Source organism: Undibacterium hunanense (assembly GCF_014284335.1).
Classification (GTDB): domain Bacteria; phylum Pseudomonadota; class Gammaproteobacteria; order Burkholderiales; family Burkholderiaceae_D; genus Undibacterium; species Undibacterium hunanense.
In genome coordinates this window covers 1-279 of record NZ_JACOGF010000079.1, presented here as the reverse complement: position 1 = coordinate 279, position 279 = coordinate 1, and the positions used below count along the sequence as shown (strand labels likewise).

Below are 279 nucleotides of genomic sequence, written 5' to 3'. Positions count from 1 at the left end.
TGTCTTGTTGGTTGCAACCACTTTTTTAGTGAACTGACCGGTCAGATCCTGGAAGTCCTGCGCCATCATGATGTCGAGCAAACGTGCTTTTTCAGCATCGGTTGCCGTCAGCACGGCATTGGCAAAGCTTTTGGAGTCCGTCGCCAGCGATTTGACTTCATCAACGCTCAGCTTGCCTTCAAACAGGTCAGTCCAGCGCGCATCCATGGCCTTGGCTTTCTTAGCCAGTTCATCCTGCTCTGGCAGCCCCAGATCGGTGGCATTCAAGACTTTATTGGC

Annotated in this window: 1 protein-coding gene; it reads right to left on the bottom strand. The window is 52.3% G+C overall.

The features are described 5' to 3' along the window. A partial coding sequence (locus tag H8L32_RS27395; RefSeq protein ID WP_186951023.1) for a protein phosphatase CheZ occupies nucleotides 1–279 on the bottom strand: 279 nt, incomplete at both ends.